The organism is Vibrio sp. 10N.261.52.A1, from assembly GCF_002876325.1.
Classification (GTDB): domain Bacteria; phylum Pseudomonadota; class Gammaproteobacteria; order Enterobacterales; family Vibrionaceae; genus Vibrio; species Vibrio chagasii.
This window is the reverse complement of record NZ_MCYD01000399.1, coordinates 1-233: the sequence shown is the minus strand read 5'-3', so window position 1 is coordinate 233 and position 233 is coordinate 1. Positions and strand designations below refer to the sequence as shown.

Sequence of the window (233 nt, the reverse complement as noted above, 5' to 3'; positions counted from 1 at the left end):
GCATGCGTTACAACTCAGTACACGGCAGCGACAGCCCAGAGTCTGCAGCTCGTGAAATCGAGTTCTTCTTCCCTGAATCTGAGATTTGCCCACGTCCAGCTCAATAAGCGACACAGCAAATGATTCTAAAGGCTTCACTTCGGTGAGGCCTTTTTTGTATGTGGATTTTACGTTAGAGATAGTTTACCGAGTCGTCATTCCCGATAGTGACGCAGGAGCATAGTCGGGAATCT

1 protein-coding gene is annotated in these 233 nt (G+C 48.1%); it reads left to right on the top strand.

Annotated features, from left to right (window positions below; genetic code table 11):
* A partial coding sequence (locus BCT81_RS04890; RefSeq protein WP_277869793.1) for a nucleoside-diphosphate kinase occupies positions 1–107 on the top strand: 107 nt, incomplete at its 5' end.
* Positions 108–233: the final 126 nt, after the last annotated feature.